Annotated in this window: 23 protein-coding genes, 1 tRNA gene and 4 pseudogenes; 18 read left to right on the forward strand and 10 right to left on the reverse strand. The window is 53.5% G+C overall.

Features of this window, described 5'->3' with window-relative positions; all coding sequences use genetic code 11:
• Window positions 1-462: a hypothetical protein gene (locus OXR61_RS13455; protein WP_210082111.1), complete on the forward strand. Its 462-nt coding sequence runs from the start codon at window positions 1-3 to the stop codon at window positions 460-462.
• The gene (locus OXR61_RS13460) at window positions 450-1,103 is read left to right on the forward strand and encodes a hypothetical protein (RefSeq protein ID WP_267412323.1); all 654 of its coding nucleotides are present in this window, start codon (window positions 450-452) and stop codon (window positions 1,101-1,103) included. Before OXR61_RS13455 ends, OXR61_RS13460 begins: the two co-directional genes overlap by 13 nt.
• 56 nt (window positions 1,104-1,159) lie before the next feature.
• On the opposite strand, the pseudogene OXR61_RS13465 reads toward OXR61_RS13460, so the two are convergent.
• Window positions 1,160-2,145 (reverse strand): annotated as a pseudogene (locus OXR61_RS13465) (phage portal protein).
• Between the two features lie 51 nt (window positions 2,146-2,196).
• A pseudogene (locus OXR61_RS13470) lies at window positions 2,197-3,093 on the reverse strand (terminase family protein); the annotation flags it as partial.
• On the opposite strand from OXR61_RS13470, the gene OXR61_RS13475 reads away from it, so the two are divergent.
• From OXR61_RS13475 to OXR61_RS13495, 5 genes are read left to right on the forward strand one after another with little or no spacing between them, the layout of a single operon-like run.
• On the forward strand, window positions 3,093-3,560 hold the full coding sequence (locus OXR61_RS13475) for a lysozyme (protein WP_267412335.1): 468 nt from the start codon (window positions 3,093-3,095) through the stop codon (window positions 3,558-3,560). The pseudogene OXR61_RS13470 and the gene OXR61_RS13475 overlap by 1 nt on opposite strands.
• A complete protein-coding gene (gene lysB / locus OXR61_RS13480; protein ID WP_267412324.1) occupies window positions 3,557-3,985 on the forward strand; it encodes an Rz-like lysis system protein LysB in 429 nt (142 codons plus the stop codon). Before OXR61_RS13475 ends, lysB begins: the two co-directional genes overlap by 4 nt.
• Entirely contained in the window at window positions 3,876-4,118 is a 243-nt protein-coding gene (gene lysC / locus OXR61_RS13485; RefSeq protein WP_267412336.1) for an Rz1-like lysis system protein LysC, read from the forward strand. Before lysB ends, lysC begins: the two co-directional genes overlap by 110 nt.
• On the forward strand, window positions 4,081-4,521 hold the full coding sequence (locus tag OXR61_RS13490) for a phage tail protein (protein WP_267412325.1): 441 nt from the start codon (window positions 4,081-4,083) through the stop codon (window positions 4,519-4,521). The genes lysC and OXR61_RS13490 overlap by 38 nt, the downstream gene beginning before the upstream one ends.
• Window positions 4,514-4,966, forward strand: coding sequence for a phage virion morphogenesis protein (locus OXR61_RS13495; RefSeq protein ID WP_267412326.1), 453 nt, complete (start codon window positions 4,514-4,516; stop codon window positions 4,964-4,966). The genes OXR61_RS13490 and OXR61_RS13495 overlap by 8 nt, the downstream gene beginning before the upstream one ends.
• On the opposite strand, the gene OXR61_RS13500 is transcribed toward OXR61_RS13495, so the two are convergent.
• Window positions 4,967-5,731 (reverse strand): DUF2971 domain-containing protein, encoded by a 765-nt coding sequence (locus OXR61_RS13500; protein ID WP_267412327.1) that lies wholly within the window; start codon window positions 5,729-5,731, stop codon window positions 4,967-4,969.
• Window positions 5,732-5,810: 79 nt separating this feature from the next.
• On the opposite strand from OXR61_RS13500, the pseudogene OXR61_RS13505 reads away from it, so the two are divergent.
• From OXR61_RS13505 to OXR61_RS13530, 6 genes and pseudogenes are all read left to right on the forward strand, one after another.
• A pseudogene (locus OXR61_RS13505) lies at window positions 5,811-6,400 on the forward strand (phage baseplate assembly protein V).
• A complete protein-coding gene (locus OXR61_RS13510) occupies window positions 6,397-6,753 on the forward strand; it encodes a GPW/gp25 family protein (RefSeq protein WP_267412328.1) in 357 nt (118 codons plus the stop codon). Before OXR61_RS13505 ends, OXR61_RS13510 begins: the two are co-directional and overlap by 4 nt.
• Window positions 6,740-7,654: a baseplate J/gp47 family protein gene (locus OXR61_RS13515; protein ID WP_267412329.1), complete on the forward strand. Its 915-nt coding sequence runs from the start codon at window positions 6,740-6,742 to the stop codon at window positions 7,652-7,654. Before OXR61_RS13510 ends, OXR61_RS13515 begins: the two co-directional genes overlap by 14 nt.
• Window positions 7,651-7,926: pseudogene (locus OXR61_RS13520) on the forward strand (phage tail protein I); the annotation flags it as partial. The gene OXR61_RS13515 and the pseudogene OXR61_RS13520, both read left to right, overlap by 4 nt.
• The gene (locus OXR61_RS13525; protein ID WP_267412337.1) at window positions 7,830-8,375 is read left to right on the forward strand and encodes a contractile injection system protein, VgrG/Pvc8 family; all 546 of its coding nucleotides are present in this window, start codon (window positions 7,830-7,832) and stop codon (window positions 8,373-8,375) included. The pseudogene OXR61_RS13520 and the gene OXR61_RS13525, both read left to right, overlap by 97 nt.
• 62 nt (window positions 8,376-8,437) lie before the next feature.
• The gene (locus OXR61_RS13530) at window positions 8,438-8,656 is read left to right on the forward strand and encodes an ogr/Delta-like zinc finger family protein (protein ID WP_267412330.1); all 219 of its coding nucleotides are present in this window, start codon (window positions 8,438-8,440) and stop codon (window positions 8,654-8,656) included.
• 58 nt (window positions 8,657-8,714) lie between these two features.
• On the opposite strand, the gene OXR61_RS13535 is transcribed toward OXR61_RS13530, so the two are convergent.
• The 3 genes from OXR61_RS13535 to OXR61_RS13545 form a co-directional block, all read right to left on the reverse strand.
• Complete coding sequence (locus OXR61_RS13535; protein ID WP_267412331.1) at window positions 8,715-10,334, reverse strand: AAA family ATPase; 1,620 nt, start codon at window positions 10,332-10,334, stop codon at window positions 8,715-8,717.
• 474 nt (window positions 10,335-10,808) lie between these two features.
• Window positions 10,809-10,884 (reverse strand) — tRNA-Ile (locus OXR61_RS13540).
• 196 nt (window positions 10,885-11,080) lie between these two features.
• Window positions 11,081-11,863, reverse strand: coding sequence for an SDR family oxidoreductase (locus OXR61_RS13545; RefSeq protein ID WP_021509634.1), 783 nt, complete (start codon window positions 11,861-11,863; stop codon window positions 11,081-11,083).
• A 136-nt stretch (window positions 11,864-11,999) separates the two neighbouring features.
• Here OXR61_RS13545 and OXR61_RS13550 point away from each other — a divergent pair, with 136 nt between their 5' ends.
• The 3 genes from OXR61_RS13550 to OXR61_RS13560 all read left to right on the forward strand — a co-directional run bounded on the left by OXR61_RS13550 (window position 12,000) and on the right by OXR61_RS13560 (window position 13,949).
• Window positions 12,000-12,587, forward strand: a complete 588-nt coding sequence (locus OXR61_RS13550) for a TetR/AcrR family transcriptional regulator (RefSeq protein ID WP_021509633.1) — start codon at window positions 12,000-12,002, stop codon at window positions 12,585-12,587.
• The gene (gene mug, locus OXR61_RS13555) at window positions 12,584-13,099 is read left to right on the forward strand and encodes a G/U mismatch-specific DNA glycosylase (protein WP_021509632.1); all 516 of its coding nucleotides are present in this window, start codon (window positions 12,584-12,586) and stop codon (window positions 13,097-13,099) included. The genes OXR61_RS13550 and mug overlap by 4 nt, the downstream gene beginning before the upstream one ends.
• A gap of 88 nt (window positions 13,100-13,187) precedes the next feature.
• Window positions 13,188-13,949: a substrate-binding domain-containing protein gene (locus OXR61_RS13560; protein ID WP_021509631.1), complete on the forward strand. Its 762-nt coding sequence runs from the start codon at window positions 13,188-13,190 to the stop codon at window positions 13,947-13,949.
• Window positions 13,950-13,997: 48 nt separating this feature from the next.
• On the opposite strand, the gene rpoD is transcribed toward OXR61_RS13560, so the two are convergent.
• The 3 genes from rpoD to rpsU all read right to left on the reverse strand — a co-directional run bounded on the left by rpoD (window position 13,998) and on the right by rpsU (window position 18,302).
• Window positions 13,998-15,842, reverse strand: coding sequence for an RNA polymerase sigma factor RpoD (gene rpoD, locus OXR61_RS13565; RefSeq protein ID WP_021509630.1), 1,845 nt, complete (start codon window positions 15,840-15,842; stop codon window positions 13,998-14,000).
• Window positions 15,843-16,221: 379 nt separating this feature from the next.
• Window positions 16,222-17,967 (reverse strand): DNA primase, encoded by a 1,746-nt coding sequence (dnaG, locus tag OXR61_RS13570; RefSeq protein ID WP_021509629.1) that lies wholly within the window; start codon window positions 17,965-17,967, stop codon window positions 16,222-16,224.
• Window positions 17,968-18,086: 119 nt separating this feature from the next.
• Entirely contained in the window at window positions 18,087-18,302 is a 216-nt protein-coding gene (gene rpsU / locus OXR61_RS13575) for a 30S ribosomal protein S21 (protein WP_001144069.1), read from the reverse strand.
• Window positions 18,303-18,583: 281 nt separating this feature from the next.
• Here rpsU and tsaD point away from each other — a divergent pair, with 281 nt between their 5' ends.
• Window positions 18,584-19,597, forward strand: coding sequence for a tRNA (adenosine(37)-N6)-threonylcarbamoyltransferase complex transferase subunit TsaD (gene tsaD / locus OXR61_RS13580; RefSeq protein WP_031280133.1), 1,014 nt, complete (start codon window positions 18,584-18,586; stop codon window positions 19,595-19,597).
• A gap of 30 nt (window positions 19,598-19,627) precedes the next feature.
• On the opposite strand, the gene plsY is transcribed toward tsaD, so the two are convergent.
• On the reverse strand, window positions 19,628-20,227 hold the full coding sequence (gene plsY / locus OXR61_RS13585; protein WP_021509626.1) for a glycerol-3-phosphate 1-O-acyltransferase PlsY: 600 nt from the start codon (window positions 20,225-20,227) through the stop codon (window positions 19,628-19,630).
• A 107-nt stretch (window positions 20,228-20,334) separates the two neighbouring features.
• Between plsY and folB the strand changes: the two genes are divergently transcribed.
• Window positions 20,335-20,694, forward strand: coding sequence for a bifunctional dihydroneopterin aldolase/7,8-dihydroneopterin epimerase (gene folB, locus OXR61_RS13590; RefSeq protein ID WP_021509625.1), 360 nt, complete (start codon window positions 20,335-20,337; stop codon window positions 20,692-20,694).
• Window positions 20,695-20,723: the final 29 nt, after the last annotated feature.

Genomic DNA, 20,723 nt, shown 5'->3' on the forward strand with positions numbered 1-20,723 from the left:
ATGGAAAGACATGGGCAGTTTAAAACAACTGATTTAATTAATTCTCTTTCTGGAGAAGATAAAGAGTTGGCTTACACTGCCCTGTGTCTTTACAAGTTTGTCTTCAACGAAAGCATGAAGTCCTGCCAGTTTAACAATAGGAAAAATAATATTTTTCTGAGTTATATGGATATTCGTGAGTATTTTAATGAAAGTGGTCTCAAGATGAGGTGCTTTTCTGATTCATTGAAAATACTTTGCAATCCCGAAGTGCATATTCTTAATTTGAAATATGTCTTTATCGACGAACTGAATAATCAAACTGATGTCCGTGCTGAGGATGTTGAAGAGGCTTACGAGTTAGGTTCCTTCCAACACCCATTTACTGGGGATTTAATATACAACTACAAAAAATATATTTTTCCATTTTTTGTACCTAGTAAACCTTTGATGGAAATGAAGGGTGATTTATGTCAGGAATGAGTCTCGAAGACCTTGAGAAAGATATGCAGCTTCAAAGTATTGATAATACTCTTCGAATGGCAATGATCGCTTCTAATAGTTACGATGGTTTTAAAAGCCTAATAAGAAAAAGGCTTGATAAAGCTATTAGGAAGTTTGAAGCTCAAGTAAACAAAATGAAATATGAGTTTGGAGAGGATGCTTTAACTCTTCATCTTATGGCGTTGCTTGAAGATGAAACTTTAGGTTTTAAAGCCTCTCATGAAGTTAATGAAAGAGGTCATTGTGACATAACTTTAAATTTTGCAAACTTCACTTGGCACGGAGAGGCAAAAAAACACACAAGTGGTTATGCGTACTTGTTTAAAGGTTATGGACAGCTAACTGAAAGGTACAGCACCGGGACCGTTCATGCACAAAGCGGTGGTCTGATTATTTACACAGACAATGCAAGCTGTAAGAATATGATTGATAAATGGAAAAAACATGTTGAAAAAAGTGCACCAAGAATTCATTTACATAAAGACTTTTCTGTCAAAGTGTGCCCTCAAAATAGTCTAGTTCTTATTAGCAATCATACGCATACAGTGTCTGGTTTGGAGTATGAAGTTCTGCACTATCCCATTAACTTCTATCACAAACCCGCTGATCCTGATTTGTAATTCTTTGTTTTCCTTTGCGATTAAACCTAAGCCCATATCGGCTCAGGTTTAATTAATTAGTCTTCATTCATATTATAAGGCGCGAATTTAATAATTTCTTGCCCAATCCATTGGTTAAATTCATACAACCTCTTTTGTAATGGAATAAGCTCATTGCGCACAAACACTCGGCTAGCCTTCTCAACATCCCCAAACCCCCCTACATTACTCGGCATAATCCCCATCATCTGCGGCGGCACGCGGTGTGCGGCCATCATGTCGTCGCGGCTAACGTTCTTGATATTTAGAAACTCATCCTTAGCCGCCACCTCTGACAGGGGGATAATCTGGATCCCGTCTTTCTTCCCGTTCGGCGAGTACATAAACAGGTTGCGGAAGTTGCCCGGCCCTTTGGCGCTTTTCATCGCCTGGCGGATATTTTCACGTCTTCCTGATTCTGCGCGGCATCGGTCATGTACATGATGAAACCGGCGTGGCTGCCGTTAAGGTAGTATTTGCGACGAAACAGCGTTGCCGACTCGTTTAGCAGGGTGGATGGGATCGCCGAAAGGTATTCCGGCAGGCCGTAAACCTCCTGGTTTAAATCCGGCTCCATCAGGTGAAACACGCTGCCTTTAGTGAACTCGTAGGGCTGCGTGTTCATGCCGTACTGCACGAACCAGTAGGTGTCTAAATCGGTGCCGCGCCGCGTGAATTTTGCCAGTGCCGGCTCAAGCGCCAGCACGCCGCCGAGCCTGTTGGTGCGCTTCTCCAGATAAGCATTGCCGAACACCAGATAGTCCTGCACAAAGCGGCTAAACGCCTGCTGACTCAGCAGCGGGTGAGGGATGAAGGTGCTGGTCAGGATGTTACGCTTCACGTTGATTGGCGAGCTGTGATGTACGGCGGCGCGGAACGTCCGCGCCAGCCCGTCAAAGCTCACCGGCGGTTCATACCACCTGTCCATAACCACGCATTCCACGTAATCCAGCAGCTCGCGGCGGTCCAGCACCGGTACCGGGTCGCCAAAGGTGAACGCTTCTGCCGCCGGGCCGCCGGTCATCTGTTGCTGCTGCACGGTCTGCGCGTGCGTGCGGTTCCTGCGTTTGCTCATTTAAAAAATCTCCATAATGTTGCCGGTATGGGCGGCTTCGCCCTGTAGCGGTTCGTTTGCCAGCGCGTGCATGGTCGCCCACGCCAGATCGGCGTGGCTTGCTTCTTCGCTGCGGCTGGCTTCGTAGGTCGGGCGGTTGCCGCTGGCCGTGGTGGCGCGGCGGATTGCCATGAACGACTGCGCGATGTCGAGATGTCCGGCGTCGAACTCCAGGCGCCCGCTGCTGATGATGTCGAACGCCTTCAGCACCAGGGCGTTTTTCACGTTCGGGTTATAAACAAACTCCTTCACCGCCGGATAAAACATCTTCACGTTCTCGTACACGCCGAGGCCGACGCCCGTGGAGTCGATGCCGATATAGGTCACGTTGTACTGCTGCGTCAGCTTTTTGATGGACTCGGCCTGCGCGCGGAAGTCCATACCGCGCCACTGGTGGCGCTCCAGAATGCGGAACTTGCCGCCCGGCACGGCAGGCGGGGCGATTACCACGCACCCGGCGCTGTCGCCGTTCTGCGTACCCTTCGCCGGGTCATAACCGATCCACACTTCACGCCAGCCGAACGGCCGCAGCGCCAGCGCTTCGAAGTCGCTCCAGATTTCCCAGCTGTCCACCATGCACTTCTGCAGCAGCTGCAGCGGGAACACGGACGCCAGATCGTCCACAAATTCGCACATCAGCAGGTTCTGGTATTCCGGCGGGCTGTATTCGAGGCGCAGCTGGTCGAGGTCAAACAGGTTACAGCCGCCGCGCACGGCGTCCTCAACGGTGACAATCTGGCGGAACTGGCCGTCATCGCAGAAGCGGCCCGGCGACAGGTTTATGTGCGAAAGGTCAATGTCCACGCGATCTGCCTTGGCGCGGCCCCGGTTGAACAGGCCGCCGGACCAGAACGGATATCGCCGCGACGCTGCCGGGTTTCCAGCAGCTGCACACCTCCGTCGAGGGGCTAAAGCTGATCGCCGATTATGAGGGCTGCCGCCTGAAGCCGTACCTGTGCGACGCGGGAAAATGGACCGACGGCATAGGTAACACCGTCGGCGTGGTACCGGGCCGGACCATCACCGAGCGGCAGGCGGCGGGGAATTTCATCACTAACGTGTTACGCGTTGAGGCGGCGCTGGCGCGCTGCGCTGCGGTTTCCATGCCGCAGCCGGTCTACGACGCGCTGGTGTCGCTGGCGTTTAACGTCGGCACCGGCAACGCCTGCGGCTCAACCATGGTGGCACTTATCAAACAGCAGCGCTGGAGCGATGCCTGCTATCAGCTGCCGCGCTGGGTATACGTGAAAGGCGTATTTAATCAGGGGCTGGATAACCGGCGACAGCGTGAGCTGGCATGGTGCTTAAAAGGAGTAACAGCATGATGCGCGCGCTGACGGCGATTGTTCTCGTTCTGATTGCCGCGCTTGGCGTGCAGTCGTGGCGACTTAGCACCGCCCACAACAAAATCGACGAGCAGGTGAAGGACTTAGCCGCGCAGGGTAAAAAGCTGTCGCAGAAAAACGGCCAGCTGATTGCCCTCAACATTCTGACGCAAACCAGCAGCCGGGCGCAGACGCAGCTTTACGCCGCCGCCGAGCAGAACGGCACGCTGTTGCGTGACCGGCAGCGCACCATTGAGGAACTCAAACGTGAAAATGACGAGCTTCGCCGCTGGGCTGATGCCCCTTTGCCTGATCCTGTTATCCGGCTGCGCCAGCGACCGGTCCTCACCGGAGGTCAGTCTTACCGTGAGTGGCTGTCCGCGAATCACCCCGTGCCGCTTGGACGAAGCCGCGCCGCGCCGTGATGGCGACCTGCTGGCGCAGCTGGACGACACCGAGGCCGCATGGGCGGCCTGCGCCGACAAGGTCGACACCATCATCAGCTGTCAGGATAAAGACGATGAACAAGCCGCAGTCCTTGCGAAACGCCCTGAATAAAGCCGTGCCTTACGTGGCCGACAATCCGGATCGACTGCATCTGTTCGTGGACAATGGCGCGGTGGTTGCCACCTCTGCCACGTCGATTTCGTGGGAGTACCGCTACACTCTGAACGTTGTGGTGACGGACTTCACCGGCGATCAGAATCTGCTTATGGCGCCCGTTTTATTCTGGCTTGGCGTCAACCAACCGGACGCCCTGCAGAACGCCACCGAGCGCGAGCGGCTTTTTACTTTTGAGGCGGATATTCTCGGCAATGACCGCTGCGACATCAGCATGAACCTGAAGCTCACAGAACGTGTGATCGTGAAGGAAGTTGACGGCGTGATGTCGGTTGAGGCCGTACCGGAACCGGAAGCGCCAAACGATGACGAGGAAGGCTGGACGGTGCGCCGTGGCTGAGTTACATGAAGTTGAGGCGTGGCTGGGTGTGCTGCTGTCGCAGCTTGAACCGGCTATGCGCACAAAGATGCTGCGCGAAGTGGCGCGCGATGTGCGACGCATTCAGCAGAACAACATCACCATGCAGCGCAGCCCGGACGGCATGGCGTGGGAACCGCGACGCGTCACTGCACGCACTAAATCAGGACGCATTCGCCGTAAGATGTTTGCGAAGCTGAAAACGGCGAAGTATCTCAAGGCGCAGGCAACCGCAAATGAAGCGGTCATTGAATTTACGCCGAACGTGCAAAGGCTAGTCCGCGTGCATCACTATGGGCTGCGGGATCGGGTGAATCGACGTGGCACTGTAGTTAAGTACTCTGCGCGTCAATTACTTGGAGCAAATGACGACACGAAATTACACGTCGAGGATATTTTAACCAAATGGCTCAATAATGAATTGTGATCAAAAAAGTTTTCTTAAACTTTCATCAACAGTTAAAAGATCAGATCTAACAATTTTGTCATCCGAGATACCAAACATTTTTAATACACATTCCACGCTACTTGGAAAAGGCTCTTCTGCATATGGTGATATGTAAATCTTTTCAATAAGCAATGATGGATTAACATCAATCGTGGCAGGTGATTTATCTCGGAATTTTTCCATGCCTTTTTCGATAGGGTGGGAATATATTAGTCGCGCCTCTCGTTCGTGCTGAAATGCAAGGCGTTTGAATGCGGGTATTAATTTGAAAGAATTAAATCCCAAGTTTAAATTTACATTATTATTTAAATCGACGTAATGAACATCACTAAAAAGAATTTTGTCGCTCAATTCAGAAGTTATCGAATCAGAGAGTGACTTAACTGTCGTTTGTATGGCCACACCTTTATTCAAATCAGAGTATAATTTCCACATGGCTTCGGATTCGCCATCATTTTGATGCCAGCAATTAACTGTAAAAGCTGAAAGTATTAATGAGATCATTTCCTCAAATTTAACGTTTTCATTTGGCAAAGTAATATTCCCGCTGAATAAAGCTGCCAGTTCTTGTCTTAAAGATTTAGGCAGAAGACCTTCATGTGGATCAAACGTATAATTACCGACAGCAGAAAAATACAATCTTTTCTTATGTAAAATGTCAATTAATTTATCAAGTGACATGTAACGCCATAGCTTTTGATTTTCATTCAAATTTGAACTGATGTTACGCGCTGGGATTCCCATTTCTTCCTCATTAATTGTGTAGTAATTCACACAATTTAGCACACTCATAAATGTGTTAAATAGTTGGCAATCTATCTGTATGAACTCACAACTCACCGAAATCATGCGCCTTATCACCAACCTGATCCGCACCGGCATTGTGTCCGAGGTGGACCCGGTTAACTGGCTGTGCCGGGTGAAAACGGGCGACCTTGAAACCAACTGGAAACCAACTGGATTAACTGGCTCACATGCCGCGCCGGTAAAACGCGCACGTGGTGGCAACCCTCCATCGGCGAGCAGGTTGTGCTGCTGAGCCTCGGCGGCAATCTCGAAACTGCCTTCGCGCTGCCGGCCATTTATTCCGATGCCTTCCCGCCGCCCGATTATTCAGAGAACGGCAGCACCACCGTGTTCAACGACGGCGGCTGGTTCCAGTACGAACCGGACACCGGCCAGCTGCTGATTAAGAACATCAAAAGCGTGCGCATTGAGGCCGCCGACGGCATTCAGCTGATCACCGATCAGCTTGGCGTTGACGCCAGCCGGATGCTGATTAACAGCCAGACCGTGATGAACGGCGCGGTGACGCAGGGCGGCGGCGATATGAGTTCAAACGGTGTGATTGCTGACAAGCACGCACACGACAAAGTGAAGTCCGGCGGCGATATATCAGGAGGCCCGCAATGATGTATCTCGGCATGAACCGCGACACGGGCGAAGCCATCACCGACACCGAACACATCCGCCAGAGCGCGCGCGACATCCTGATCACCCTGGAAGGCAGCCGCATCGGGCGTCGTGAATACGGCTCGCTGTTGTCGGTGCTGATTGACCAGCCGCAGAACGACGTGGTGCGCCTTCAGGTGATGGCGGCAGCGTACACGGCGCTGAGCCGCTGGGAGCCGCGTATCCGCCTCAGTTCTTTGAACATAACCAGCGCCTTTGATGGTTCCATGGTGGTTGAACTGAACGGCCAGCGCGCCGACGGCTCACCGCTGGCAATGTCAGTGCCTACGGGGGTGAACAGTGGCAGTAATTGACCTTTCGCAGCTGCCCGCACCGGAAGTGATCGAGGTGCCGGACTTTGAAACGCTGCTGACCGAGCGCAAAGAAGAACTGATTGCGCTCTATCCGGTGGAAGAGCAGGCCGCCATGCGCCGCGTGCTGGCGCTGGAATCCGATCCGATTGTGAAGTGCTTACAGGAAAGCGTGTACCGGGAAATCCTGCTGCGCCAGCGCATCAACGAGGCGGCGCAGGCGGTGATGGTGGCTTATGCGCTGGGCAGCGACCTTGATCAGCTGGCCGCACGCAGTAACGTGCAGCGCCTGACCATCACCCCGGCCAACCCGGACGCCGTGCCGCCCGTTGAGGCGGTGATGAAATCAGACGACGCGCTGCGCGTGCGGGTGCCGGAGGCGTTTGAGGGATTATCTGTTGCCGGTCCGACGGCGGCTTATGAGTTTCACGCGAGAAGCGCGGACGGGCGGGTGCAAGACGTGTCCGCCATCAGCCCGTCACCGGCGACGGTGCTGGTCACCGTGCTGAGCCGGGAGGGCAACGGCACGGCAGCCGCTGATTTACTGAATACAGTGGACAAAGCGCTGAATGACGAAAGCGTGCGCCCGGTGGCGGACCGCGTGACGGTTCAGCCTGCAACCATCAACGACTACCGCGTGCAGGCAAAGCTGCACCTGTTTGACGGCGTGGCCGCCGCGCCCTGTCTTGAGGCGGCAAACGCGCGGCTTACCGCCTACCTCAACGAGCAGAAAAAGCTGGGCCGCAGCGTGCGCCGCGAGTCATATGGCGCGGTGCTGCGCGTGGCCGGTGTGGACTGGGTGGAAATCACCGAACCGGCCGCCGACATCATCATGGACCGCACGCAGGCGGGCAACTGCACCGGCACCGACGTGACGGTGGCGGACGACGAGGTGGCGTCATGAGTAACAGCCTGCTGCCGCCCGGCTCATCCGCACTGGAGCGCCGTCTGGCGCAGGCGTGCAGCGGGATTTCCGGGCTGAACGTGCCGCTGCGCGACCTGTGGAACCCGGACACCTGCCCGGTAAATTTTCTGCCCTATCTTGCCTGGGCGTTTTCGGTGGACCGCTGGGACGAAAGCTGGGCGGAAAGCGTGAAACGCAAGGTGGTGAAGGACGCGTTTTATATCCATCAGCACAAGGGCACCGTCAGCGCTATACGGCGCGTGGTGGAGCCGCTGACCGCGACGCCTACACCGGCGTGATCGCAAGCTGGCTGCACACCCGCGAACCGGAGAAGAAGCCGGAAACCACGGTTAAGCGTAAACGCCGCAAGCCTGCTGCGCAGAAGAAGGAGCCGGAGGCGAAGCAGGGCGACTATCTGATCGGCACGGATGAAAACGTCTTAGTGCTGAGCCGCACCTATGCGAACCGGGCCAACGCCGAGCGCGCCGCAAAAATGCAGTGGGAGCGGCTGCAGCGCGGGGTGGCGACGTTCTCTATCCAGCTTGCACGCGGGCGCGCAGATCTCTATACGGAAATGCCGGTGAAGGTCAGCGGGTTCAAACAGCCGATTGATGCAGGGGAATGGATTATCACAACACTGACGCACAGCCTGAGCGCGGAAAACGGCTACGCGACAAGTATTGAGCTTAAAGTGAAAATTGACTCACTTGAAATGGAATAGTGCTATCTCAAAATGGTTAAATTGGATAATATTAATCTCAATTGGGATTTGGAGATGACGTCATGATGAATTGCCCTTTGTGCGGTAACGCCGCACATACACGCAGCAGCTTTCAGGTATCAGCAACAACTAAAGAACGTTATAACCAGTGCCAGAATATCAATTGCAGTTGCACGTTTAAATCTCATGAAACGGTTTCTGAGATCATCATGAAACCTGGTAGTGTTAAACCTGTGCCGCCGCATCCGGGAAGGGGGCAGCAGCAATCGCTTTGGTTATAAATTCTTCAAAATCCTAAATTGCCCGTGCTACACGGGCAGTTATTTGCTCGGATGTCTTTTATGAAAACACGGATTCATATAACCCATCTAAACATTGAATGACAAAATCTCGGGCGTCATGCTCCTCTCTCACCAAGGTCATGATTTTGGATTCATAAAACCCCCTGCTAGAACAGTTTAGTCTACGAGTAATTTTATCAATCACGCCGGTACGCCTGATAGAGTATCTCTCAATTAGAAAATTCAAATCTTTTCTTCTAATAGCATCATCATAAACTGACAGTTCATTGTTATAAATGTCACCAGCATTAATTGATACGTCCATATTTTCGAACCCGCCCCTATGACTTGGCATTAGTTCATTAAACATCCACCTCACGGATTTATTTACTGCAAGACTGCATAAGTCTTTTTTCTTAGAGTCGTTGTTCAAAACTTCGAGGATGTCTTGCTGAATATGAATCATGACCGAGTCATCGATCTCAAAAATCGCACCATACTTCCTTATAAAAAAGCCAATCATTGTAGGATGGTAAAATATTGATTCTATCGAGTGATATTTCAAGGTAAAGATGAAGTCACTTTTTAAACTATCAATTTCTGGACCTTTTTTGTTATCGTTATCAACTAAACCAAATGCATTTACCCAACCAAGCTTATCATTATTTCTAATTCCTCTTACTGAGGTGGCAACATCTTCACAACCTTCTTTGGGTATAAGAGATACATTTGGGAATATAGATTTATAAAGCCCTACGTCAAGGCTGGTATTTATACCTTCAATAAAAATCACTGTCTCCTTTGCGCCTATAATATCTCTTTTCAAGTGCTCAGGTATAGAGTTTGGATCTCTAATTAGTTCCGTTTCCCAAGATGTAGCATTGTTAGAAGAATATACGCATGACTTGACTATGAGGATTTGCGAATAATCCATATCTGATGCAAGACCTATATCATGAGTAGATATGATAAAGTAGCAATCAGGCCTGATAGCTATGAGTTCAGATAGAAGAGGTGATGAAACAGATCTATGTAGATGTCTTTCTGGCTCATCAACTATAAATATAGTTCCAGGAAGGGCTGATATAATATCAGCAGCGATAGTTATCGCATTTTTTTCTCCATCAGATAATTGAGATATAGAATAAATTGCAGGAGGGTCATATTTCGAGTTTACAGCTATTATATTATCTTCGTTATCGTGCTCGATAGTAATCGGCATTCCAGATGAACGGAGGACGGAATTTATGATTTCTTGTGGTGATATGCCAACTTCCATTGCACCTTCTATATCCCCAGCATCTACTTTATCAGCAACATCACGATTTCTTCTATTGATGGCTTTTTTCAATCTTATGACAGGAAGTTTGCTTTGCCTAGCATCATCTAATCTCCACCTGGAGTTATTTGAATGTTTCAGGCTATTATTAAAATACTCTAAGGTTGAAGCGAATTCAGTGTTCGACATATCAATCACTGATGATTCAAACCAAACCTGCCTATGGGCAGATATCAATGTGATGTTAATATGATCTAAACTTCTTAATATATGATATATTAATGATGATTTTCCTGCTCCATTAGCTCCAAGAATGAAAAGAACTTGCCCTTTATATATAGGTAATAATTCGCCTTCAATATTTTCTGATGGAATGGGAATGTTAAAAATATGATTCATTTTCTCTCCAAAATAATAATTTTAAATTTTAAAGTCGGATGGGGATCTCTTTTGTGATTTTTAATATTTTTTTGTAAGCGTCCTATCTCAAATTTAGATTTTAATTCTCAGTCGAGTTTAGTTAGTTGTAGCTACTTAAAACCAGGGTACTCGAAGTCCGTTATCAATCTCTTTTCGTCAATAGCTACCATTAGTTGATTGACTTCATGAGAATTGCCTGTTTTTTCACCAATTACTATTTTGCACTGGCATAATCGATGACTTTTAAATCTTTCGTGCGTGGCTAATTTATATCATATGCTCTTAGATTTGAGCACTGTTTGAATCGCAGTTTCGAAGCCAAAATTTTCGTTGAGTCAGTAGAGTAATGCAAAGGTGGAAAATCTGCTGCCATTTTGCTGCCAATGACAGATTACGAAAACAAAAAAGCCACCTTGAAAGGTGGCTTAAATGCATGATTTACATCACTAAACTTGGTGGCCCCTGCTGGGTTTGAACCAGCGACCAAGCGATTATGAGTCGCCTGCTCTAACCACTGAGCTAAGGGGCCAGCGGAGCGGGGATTATAAAGTATCTCGGTGGGGCGATCCAGCGTTACTCAATCGGTTGATGAAAATTCCCGCAATCACTGAGTCCTTGATCTCACAGCAAAAAATCCCGAAGCCCTGACAGATGCGCGCAATAAACGCCCACTGCTGTCGCGTTTTTGAGACAAGGCTTGCTGCCTTGTCTCAGGATGCGCAGGCTCAGCGATAGCGCGTGGCGGGCTTATTCAGCGAGATAAACGGCAGGATGGCGCCGCGCGCCTGCTCAAAGCTTTGCCACAGGCCCATATCTTCCACCGAAGGGATAGTGATCGCTTCGCCGTCATCCAGACCGCGCAGCGCAGCGGCGACTAAGTCATCGACCTCCATCACCATCTCTGCCGGCAGGTCATCCACCGAGCGCCCGGTGCGCTGGAAAATCTCGGTGCGCGTCAGGCCCGGCAGCAGCGCCTGCACGCGTACGTTGTGGCCCGCCAGCTCACGCTGCATGTTACGCGTCAGCGAGAGCACAAAAGCTTTCGTCGCATTGTAGGCCCCGTTTGCCTGTTCGTTGACCAGCGCCAGTACCGACGCCACATTTACGATAGTGCCCGCGTTGCGGCTGCGGAAAACCTGCGCGGCCGTGTGAGAGAGCTGCGTCAGCGCCACCACGTTCAGTGCCAGCATTGTTTGTGTCTGGTCGATGCTGGCGTCGATAAACTCGCCTTCCACCGTCATGCCCGCATTGTTGATCAGCGTGGTAATACGCGTATTGTTCCGCAGCTCGCTATCAATACGCGCCAGATCCTCATGGCGCGTCAGATCCGCAGCCAGCACGCTGACTTCCACGCCGTGCGCTTCGTGCAGCGACTGCGCCAGTGCGCTCAGACGTGCAGCATCGCGCGCCACCAGAATCAGGTCGTTGCCGCGTGTAGCCAGCTGTTTTGCGTAAGTTGCGCCGATACCGCTGGAGGCGCCGGTGATTAAAGCCAGTTGGTGTGACATGGAAAAGCCCTCTGTATGATGGTCGTCATATTGGCGTGTTGGTAATATGACGACCATCATATCCATCGTCAAGCTGGAATATGACGATCGTAATAATTACACTGATTGCCATTAACGATGAGCAGGGTAACAACCGATGGAAAAGCTAAGCCATAAGGCGCGTACGCGGCAGCGCATTCTGGAAGAAGCGGCGGTGGTGATGCGCGAATGCGGCACCGAAGGCATTGGCGTGGCAGCGCTGATGAAGCGCGTCGGCCTGACGCACGGTGGGTTTTATGCGCACTTTGCCTCGCGTGAAGCGCTGGTCGAAGCGGTGATTAGCGAGATGTTTGCCGACTCGGCGCAGCGTTTTGCCGCCGTGCTGGCGATTGAGGATCCGGCTGAACGGCTGAACCAGTGGATCGACCGCTATCTGTCGGACCAGCACTGTGGCGCGCCGGGCGAGGGCTGTCCGATACCGGCGCTGGTCAGCGAAGTGGCGCATTTACCGCCGGATGCGCGGGCGCTGTTTTCAGCGAAGCGCGAAGCGGTGCGGCGTCAGCTGGTACAGGCGCTGCAGCAGCTGGGACATGCGCAGGCGGAAAGTATCGCCAGCAGCATGCAGGCCGAAATGGTCGGTGCGCTGGCGCTGGCGCGCGCCTGCACTGACGAAGCGGAGGCGCGCCAGATGCTGGAGGTGACGCGTCAGGCAGTCAAACTGCGCGCCGGGCTGGTGACAGCATGAGCGATCACGACATCCGCGACATTATCGCGCCCGATTTGCAGGTGCTGTTTTGCGGCATCAATCCGGGCAAATCCTCGGCGCATACCGGCTTTCACTTTGCGCATCCCGGCAACCGCTTCTGGAAGGTCATCCATCAGGCCGGATTTACCCGCGAACAGCTGCTGCCGGAGCAGGAACAGCGGCTGCTGGAGACCGGCTGCGGCATCACCATGCTGGTAGAGCGCCCTACCATTCAGGCCAGCGAGCTGGCGGGCGCGGAGCTGCGTGACGGCGGCGCGCGTCTGCAGGAAAAGGTGCTGCGCTTTCAGCCGCGGGCGCTGGCGGTGCTGGGTAAGGATGCGTTTCAGAAGGCGTTTTGTCAGCGCAACGTGGCATGGGGCGAGCAGCCGCAGTTGCTGGGCGAAACCCGCTTATGGGTGCTGCCCAATCCCAGCGGATTAAACCGCGCTTCGCTGGAAGAGATGGTTGCTGCTTATCGCCAGCTTCATGATTGGTTACAGAATAAGGCGTGAGCTGGCTCTGTTTCATCAGGTAATAACGTTGTTCATCGTTTTGTTTCTGGCTACACCGGATGCTCCACGCAAAAAAAGGAGCAGGGAGATGAAGCAACGCACCATGGTTCTGGCGGCACTGCTGCTGGCGGCGCAACCGGGCGTCCATGCCGCAACGCTGAAGGTATTCAGTTCCGGCGGTATGTATCCGGTAATTGAAAGCCTGAAGCAGGATTATCAGCAGCAGAGCGGCGATAGCATTGAGCTGGAAGCGGCGCCGTCGATGGGTGATACGCCGCAGGCGATTCCTAATCGCCTTAAACGCCATGAAAGCGCCGACGTGCTGGTGATGGTGGATTACGCCATCAAGCCGCTGGAGCAGGCCAAATGGGTGGATAGCGCCAGCCATCAGGTGCTGGCGCACTCGTACATCGCCATGGCGGTGAAGCAGGGCACCACGCCGCCGGATATCAGTACCGTCGCGAAGTTCAAACAGGTGCTGACCTCCGCCTCAAGTATCGCTGTGTCTGACAGCGCCAGCGGCAAATATATTCAGAGCAAGATGCTGGATAAGCTGCAGCTGGGCCCGAAAACGGCGGCGAAAATCACCGTGATTCCGGCCACGCCGGTGGGTGAGGCGGTCGCGCAGGGCAAAGCCGAGCTGGGCTTCCAGCAGAACAGCGAGCTGAAGGCAGTGAAAGGCATTACTATCGTGGGATTGATTCCGCCGGCGGCACAGCAGGATACGCTGTACGGTGCGGTGATCACGCGCAGCAGCCAGCAGCAGCAGGCCGCGGCGAAGTTCGTGAAATACCTGCAGAGCGACAAGGCGCGCAGCGTGATGCAGGAGAAAGGGCTGACGCCATACTGAAGACAATAAAAAACCCCGGCTAGCCGGGGTTTTTACTGACCAGGACGATTAATCGTCGAGGAAGCTACGCAGCACTTCCGAGCGGCTCGGATGGCGCAGTTTACGCAGCGCTTTGGCTTCAATCTGACGGATACGCTCACGCGTTACGTCAAACTGTTTGCCCACCTCTTCCAGCGTGTGGTCGGTGTTCATATCGATACCGAAACGCATACGCAGGACTTTGGCTTCACGCGCGGTCAGGCCAGCCAGCACATCGTGAGTGGCAGAACGCAGGCTTTCCGAAGTCGCGGAATCCAGCGGCAGCTCCAGCGTGGTGTCTTCGATAAAGTCGCCCAGATGCGAATCTTCATCATCACCAATCGGCGTCTCCATGGAGATCGGCTCTTTAGCGATTTTCAGCACCTTACGGATTTTATCTTCCGGCATCAGCATGCGCTCAGCCAGCTCTTCCGGCGTTGGCTCGCGGCCCATCTCCTGCAGCATCTGGCGCGAAATACGGTTGAGTTTGTTAATGGTCTCAATCATATGCACCGGAATACGGATGGTACGCGCCTGGTCGGCGATGGAACGGGTGATAGCCTGACGGATCCACCAGGTGGCGTAAGTTGAGAACTTATAGCCACGGCGATATTCAAACTTATCCACCGCTTTCATCAGACCGATATTGCCTTCCTGAATCAGATCGAGGAACTGCAGGCCACGGTTGGTGTACTTCTTGGCGATGGAGATCACCAGACGCAGGTTAGCCTCAACCATCTCTTTCTTCGCACGACGCGCTTTGGCTTCGCCGATCGACATACGACGGTTGATGTCTTTCACCTGCTCAATGGTCAGGCCGGTCTCTTCTTCAATCTGCAGCAGTTTCTGCAGCGAACGCATGACATCTTCTTCCACTTCCTGCAGTTTTTCCGACCACGGTTTGTTCATGGCCAGTGCCGCTTTGAACCAGCTCTCACTGGTTTCATTACCGGTAAACAGGGTGATGAAGTTTTTCTTCGGCATTTTGCACAGTTCAACACACAGCTTCATGATCAGGCGCTCTTGCGTGCGCACGCGCTCCATCATTTCACGCATGTTGTTCACCAGGTAATCGAACTGCTTCGGTACCAGGCGGAACTGTTTGAACACTTCAGAGAGATTGTTGATCTCGGCCACGGCGTCCGCATGGCTGCGGCCTTTGGCTTTGATCACGGTGCGCGTAGTTTCGTACTGCGTACGCAGGTCGTTAAACTTCTCGCGCGCCAGTTCCGGATCGATAGAGTTATCGTCGTCAGAGCTGTCGTCGTCGCTCTCTTCGTCTTCCTCTTCGTCGTCGTCGCGGTCTTCTTCCGACAGCTCAGAACCGACGTGGGTCGCGGTTGGCGCCAGATCTTCCTCGGCGTTCGGATCGACGAAACCGGTGATCAGGTCAGACAGGCGTGACTCGCCCGCTTCAACGCGATCGTACTGATCGAGCAGGTAGGTGATTGCTTCCGGGTATTCGGCGACAGAGCATTGCACCTGGTTGATACCGTCTTCGATACGCTTGGCGATGTCGATTTCGCCTTCGCGCGTCAGCAGTTCAACGGTACCCATTTCACGCATGTACATGCGTACCGGGTCGGTGGTACGGCCAATTTCAGATTCAACGCTGGATAATACCTGAGCGGCAGCTTCCGCGGCATCTTCGTCAGTATCGGTGCTGTTTTCATTCAGCATCAGATCATCGGCATCCGGGGCTTCTTCCACCACCTGAATACCCATATCGTTGATCATTTGGATGATGTCTTCGATCTGATCGGAGTCGACGATATCTTCCGGCAGATGGTCATTGACCTCAGCATAGGTCAGATAGCCCTGCTCCTTACCACGGGTGACAAGCAGCTTAAGCTGTGACTGCGGGTTTTGCTCCATAAGACGGTATCCACACTTCTGTTAATTAGATTGGTGTCGGTCGGCAGCGAGCCAACTATAACAGTGAAGGCGTTGTGTTTTTGCCGCTGCCTTCAACGCGGCCAGGGCTTTGGCCCATCGTAAATCGGCACTTAAGCCGCTTAATATTCTGTCCGGCGCTAACTCACTTGCCATTTTCAATGCTGGCAGTGCTCGCAATCCCTCACGTACGCCAGTACGCTCCGGTTGCTGCGTGCTGGCAGCCTTGAAACTGACAGCGACGTTAACGCCTATGGTATGTATGCATTGCTTCCGGCTTCGCTTACAGCGTCCATAAACCAGAAACATCAGGCAAGAAGGGCGGCGTTATCAGCCTTCATCATTCTGACCCGGTAAAATCTTATTTTTTGGCTAATGCCTGGCTTAATGCCCAGAATTCACGGCGTTCGGCGGCGCTCAGGCCCTCAGTCCGATCGCGCGCAATCAGTGCTTCGAGGCGCTGCTCCAGCGCAGCATCATAGATGCTTGCCAGCGAGTCCTGGAACACTTCTTCCGCTTCGTCATCTACGATCATGTGGTTCCAGGTGGCCAGTGTTTCAAGGGGCTGGCTAAATTCTGTCCCGCGATATAACTCTAGTAGCTGTCCGGTGGTCAGGCCAGGATTCTCAGTACAACGGCGGACTAACTCCACAAACAGCGGCAATCCCGCTAATTTAGACTGCTCCAGCCCGTCCAGCGCAGGCACGATGGCGGCAAATTGCGGATTCTGCACCAGCAACGCAATCAGCACGCGCATGGTGGTGCGTTTCATCGGTGGCGCCACCGGCGCGGTACCGCTTTCCGCCTGCTTCGGCATCAGCTTGTCTAACTGGTTATCGTCCAGAATGCCGAGTTTATTACCCAGCGTCTGACGCATATAAATCCGCAGCGTTTCGCCCGGAATCTGGCTGATCAGCGGCAGCGCCAGCGTCGCCAGCTTGGTACGGCCGTCGCGCGTACTCAGATCCACCTGCGGCATCAGGCTGTCGAACAGAAACGTGGAGAGCGGCATAGCCTGCTCCATCCGCGCTTCGAACGCTGCTTTGCCCTCTTTACGCACCAGGGTATCCGGGTCTTCGCCGTCGGGCAAAAACATAAAGCGTAGCTGACGACCGTCATTCATGTAAGGCAATGCGGTTTCCAGCGCACGCCATGCAGCTTCACGACCGGCGCGGTCGCCGTCGTAGCAGCAGATCACGTTATCGGTCGAGCGGAACAAAAGCTGGATATGTTCCGCCGTGGTCGAGGTGCCCAGCGAGGCGACAGCATAATCAATGCCGAACTGCGCCAGTGCAACCACGTCCATATAGCCTTCCACCACCAGCAGACGCGCCGGTTGTGGATGATTTTTTTGCGCTTCATACAGGCCGTATAACTGGCGGCCTTTATGGAAAATCGGTGTTTCCGGTGAGTTCAGGTACTTGGGCGTATCGTTGCCCAGCACACGGCCACCAAAACCAATCACGCGTCCGCGCTTGTCGCGAATCGGAAACATCACGCGATCGCGGAAACGATCGTAGGTGCGGCCGCTGTCATTGCTGACCAGCATGCCCGCTTCCATCAGCGATTCACGATCTTCTTTCTGCTGACCAAAGCGCTTCAGTACGTTGTCCCAGCCGGCTGGCGCATAGCCAATAGCAAAGTGATCGATCACCTGCTGGCTCAGACCGCGTGTGGCAAGATACTGTTGTGCTGATTTCGCCTGCGGATTGCGCAGGCTCTGCTGATAAAAGCTGTCTAAACCTTCCAGCAGCTGATACAGGCTCTGGCGCTGATGGCGCTCCATCGGGCTCGGACCGTTGCCCGCTTCGTACGGCACTTCTAAGCCGTGCTGCGTGGCAAGTTCCTCTACGCTCTCGACGAAATCCAGACGATCGTGATTCATCAGGAAGTCGATGGCGTTGCCTTTGGCACCACAGCCAAAGCAGTAGTAGAACTGCTTCTCACCACTTACGGTGAAAGAGGGGGTTTTTTCGTTATGGAAAGGACAGCACGCGTGATAGTTCTTACCCTGCTTTTTCAGCTTAACGCGGGCATCGATAAGATCCACGATGTCCGTGCGGGCAAGTAAATCATTGATAAATACGCGTGGAATTCGTCCAGCCATAAGCCCCGGTTTTTCAGCTCATAAACGGCAACAAGCCGCGCTTCCTTTCGGAAAGCACGGCCTCTTACTTGACTCTGTCTGCGTTTAACACGCGGCGGAAGCGAACTTCCGAAAAGAAATTAGTACAGACGAGTGCGGCGTGCGTTTTCGCGAGCCAGTTTCTTGGCGTGACGCTTAACAGCAGACGCTTTAGCGCGCTTACGTTCAGTCGTTGGTTTTTCATAGAACTCACGACGACGAACTTCAGCCAGAACGCCTGCTTTCTCGCAGGAACGCTTGAAGCGACGCAGTGCTACGTCGAATGGCTCGTTTTCACGTACTTTAATTACCGGCATGTAACTCTCACCTCGATAAAATTCGGTTTTTGCTGCTGACTGCGGCGCCAGCACTTTTCAAAATGGTGCAGCATTTTACTCCAGGCGCGGCTGGCTTGTAAAGCACCATGGACAATTTAGAACCAACAGGAGCGTTTGCCTGTGCGGCTGCCGGTTTTTTCAGGCCGTGGAGTATAGCGCACTCTTTGCGCGACAGAAAAACACTTTTTCGCGTGCGGAAGGGGGCAGGCGTCAGCCGGCCTGTGCTACACTGCGCGCCGCAAGAAGAGGGTGATAAAGCTATGCGAGTTCTGGGTATTGAAACGTCCTGCGATGAAACCGGCATCGCGATTTATGACGATGCGTCCGGTCTGCTGGCGAATCAATTATATAGCCAGGTAAAATTACATGCCGATTACGGCGGCGTGGTGCCGGAACTGGCCTCGCGCGATCACGTGCGGAAAACCGTGCCGCTGATCCAGGCCGCGCTGAAACAGGCGGGCTTACAGGCCGGAGAGATTGACGCCGTGGCGTACACCGCCGGTCCCGGCCTGGTCGGTGCGCTGCTGGTTGGCGCCACCATTGGCCGCGCGCTGGCGTTCGCCTGGAACGTGCCGGCGGTGCCGGTGCATCACATGGAAGGCCATCTGCTGGCGCCGATGCTGGAAGACAACCCACCGGCATTCCCGTTCGTGGCACTGCTGGTCTCCGGCGGCCACACGCAGCTGATCAGCGTCACCGGTATTGGTGAATATACGCTGCTGGGCGAATCGATTGATGATGCCGCCGGGGAAGCGTTCGATAAAACCGCCAAGCTGCTGGGGCTGGATTATCCGGGCGGCCCGATGCTGTCGCGCATGGCACAGCAGGGCACGCCGGATCGCTTTAAATTCCCGCGCCCGATGACCGATCGTCCTGGGCTGGACTTCAGCTTCTCCGGCCTGAAAACCTTCGCGGCGAATACCATTCGCGAACATGACGGTGACGAACAGGCGCGCGCCGATATCGCCCGCGCCTTTGAAGATGCGGTAGTGGATACGCTGATGATCAAATGCAAGCGTGCGCTGGAGCAGACCGGCTTCAAACGCCTGGTGATTGCCGGCGGCGTGAGCGCCAACCGCACGCTGCGTGAACGCATGGCAACCATGATGAGCGCGCGCGGCGGCGAGGTGTTTTATGCCCGTCCGGAGTTCTGCACCGATAACGGTGCGATGATTGCCTATGCCGGCATGGTGCGGCTGAAAGGCGGCACGCGCGGTGAGCTGGGCGTCAGTGTGCGGCCACGCTGGCCGCTGGCGGAATTACCGGCCATCTGATGATAAAAAACCGGCTGCGCGCCGGTTTTTTTATTTCTTCTTTTTACGCTTCCACACGCGGTTTTCCTGACCGCGCCACAGGCGCTGAATATTGTCGTGATGGCGCAGCAAAATCAGGCATGACAGCATCGACACCGGAAAGGTGAACTGCGGCTTAAACCACCAGACATAAAACGGGGCAATCAACGCGCTGACGATCGCGCCCAGCGATGAGTAGCCGCTGAGCAGCACCGTCAGCAGCCAGGTGCCGGTCATCAGGCCGGTCAGGTCCCAGCCAATCGGCGCGATGGCCCCAAACGCGGTGGCCACACCTTTGCCGCCGCGAAAGCGGAAAAACACCGGATAGATATGGCCGAGGCAGGCGGCGATGGCCGTGAGACCAAGATACATCGGCGTGACGTGCAGCCACCAGGCGATCCATACCGGCACCATTCCCTTCGCCACGTCGAAAATCAGTACCGCGGCAGCGGCGGCTTTACCGCCAATACGTAACACGTTGGTGGCGCCTGGATTGCCAGAGCCTGCGCTGCGGGGATCGGGTAAACCAGCGAGTTTACAAACCAGGATCGCACTGGAAATCGAGCCGCAAAGATACGCGAAAATAATCATACCAAGCGCGATAGCACTCATAGCTTCGTACCGTTCCTTTTGGGTCGTTTTGTTCTCGATAAGCGTGGATAATACGCATAATCCGCCGGAAGTGGTATCCGGCTAAGCCAAAAACAGAGAGTGACATCATGGATATCGTATTTATAGAACAACTCACCGTGTTCACCACCATTGGCGTTTACGACTGGGAACAGGGCATGCAGCAGAAGCTGGTGCTCGATGTCGAAATGGCGTGGGACAACCGTCAGGCAGCGGTGAGCGACGATGTGAACCACTGTCTGAGCTACGCCGATGTCACCGAAGCGATCCTCAGTCATCTGCAGGGGCAGCGTTTCGCGCTGGTCGAACGGGTGGCAGAAGAAATCGCCGATCTGTTGATGAATCGTTTCAAAACGCCCGGAGTACGCGTGAAGGTAGGTAAACCGGGGGCTGTCGCCCAGGCGGCGAGCGTGGGCGTGAGAATTGAGCGCGGGACTATTCCTAAATAAATCCTGCGTGATTGCCATCACAATGAAAC

Source organism: Pantoea sp. GM_Pan_4 (assembly GCF_026541005.1).
Lineage (GTDB): Bacteria > Pseudomonadota > Gammaproteobacteria > Enterobacterales > Enterobacteriaceae > Pantoea > Pantoea dispersa.

Bases quoted from the DNA above. Each gene is read 5' to 3' on its own strand.
- OXR61_RS13455 (WP_210082111.1), top strand. From the start codon at position 1: ATGGAAAGACATGGGCAGTTTAAAACAACTGATTTAATTAATTCTCTT.
- OXR61_RS13460 (WP_267412323.1), top strand. From the start codon at position 450: ATGTCAGGAATGAGTCTCGAAGACCTTGAGAAAGATATGCAGCTTCAA.
- lysB (WP_267412324.1), top strand. From the start codon at position 3,557: ATGATGCGCGCGCTGACGGCGATTGTTCTCGTTCTGATTGCCGCGCTT.
- OXR61_RS13490 (WP_267412325.1), top strand. From the start codon at position 4,081: ATGAACAAGCCGCAGTCCTTGCGAAACGCCCTGAATAAAGCCGTGCCT.
- OXR61_RS13500 (WP_267412327.1), bottom strand. From the start codon at position 5,731: ATGGGAATCCCAGCGCGTAACATCAGTTCAAATTTGAATGAAAATCAA.
- OXR61_RS13510 (WP_267412328.1), top strand. From the start codon at position 6,397: ATGATGTATCTCGGCATGAACCGCGACACGGGCGAAGCCATCACCGAC.
- OXR61_RS13530 (WP_267412330.1), top strand. From the start codon at position 8,438: ATGATGAATTGCCCTTTGTGCGGTAACGCCGCACATACACGCAGCAGC.
- OXR61_RS13535 (WP_267412331.1), bottom strand. From the start codon at position 10,334: ATGAATCATATTTTTAACATTCCCATTCCATCAGAAAATATTGAAGGC.
- OXR61_RS13545 (WP_021509634.1), bottom strand. From the start codon at position 11,863: ATGTCACACCAACTGGCTTTAATCACCGGCGCCTCCAGCGGTATCGGC.
- OXR61_RS13550 (WP_021509633.1), top strand. From the start codon at position 12,000: ATGGAAAAGCTAAGCCATAAGGCGCGTACGCGGCAGCGCATTCTGGAA.
- mug (WP_021509632.1), top strand. From the start codon at position 12,584: ATGAGCGATCACGACATCCGCGACATTATCGCGCCCGATTTGCAGGTG.
- OXR61_RS13560 (WP_021509631.1), top strand. From the start codon at position 13,188: ATGAAGCAACGCACCATGGTTCTGGCGGCACTGCTGCTGGCGGCGCAA.
- rpoD (WP_021509630.1), bottom strand. From the start codon at position 15,842: ATGGAGCAAAACCCGCAGTCACAGCTTAAGCTGCTTGTCACCCGTGGT.
- dnaG (WP_021509629.1), bottom strand. From the start codon at position 17,967: ATGGCTGGACGAATTCCACGCGTATTTATCAATGATTTACTTGCCCGC.
- rpsU (WP_001144069.1), bottom strand. From the start codon at position 18,302: ATGCCGGTAATTAAAGTACGTGAAAACGAGCCATTCGACGTAGCACTG.
- tsaD (WP_031280133.1), top strand. From the start codon at position 18,584: ATGCGAGTTCTGGGTATTGAAACGTCCTGCGATGAAACCGGCATCGCG.
- plsY (WP_021509626.1), bottom strand. From the start codon at position 20,227: ATGAGTGCTATCGCGCTTGGTATGATTATTTTCGCGTATCTTTGCGGC.
- folB (WP_021509625.1), top strand. From the start codon at position 20,335: ATGGATATCGTATTTATAGAACAACTCACCGTGTTCACCACCATTGGC.